This is a genomic window from Bacillus cereus group sp. BfR-BA-01441 (genome assembly GCF_022663075.1).
Classification (GTDB): Bacteria; Bacillota; Bacilli; order Bacillales; family Bacillaceae_G; genus Bacillus_A; species Bacillus_A cereus.
Genome location: NZ_JAKUEU010000366.1, coordinates 1 through 242 on the forward strand (window position 1 = coordinate 1; position 242 = coordinate 242).

Below are 242 nucleotides of genomic sequence, written 5' to 3' on the forward strand. Positions count from 1 at the left end.
TTCATCTTCTTGCTGAATTTCCTCAAGTGCTACAAATGTCTCTACTACAGGCTCGTTTATTTCTGCAATTACTTCAGCTTCTTCTGACTCTTCTGCTTCCGCAATTACTTCCACTTCTTCTGACTCTTCTACTTCCGCAATTACTTCAGCTTCTTCTGACTCTTCTGTTTCTGTAATTACTTCAGCTTCTTCTGACTCTTCTGTTTCTGTAATTACTTCTACTTCTTCTGACTCTTCTGTTT

At 38.4% G+C, this 242-nt stretch carries 1 protein-coding gene; it reads right to left on the reverse strand.

Going from position 1 to position 242, the window contains the following annotated elements; translation table 11 throughout:
- The coding region (locus MR107_RS30875) for a hypothetical protein (protein ID WP_242293213.1) at positions 1-242 on the reverse strand (242 nt) is incomplete at both ends.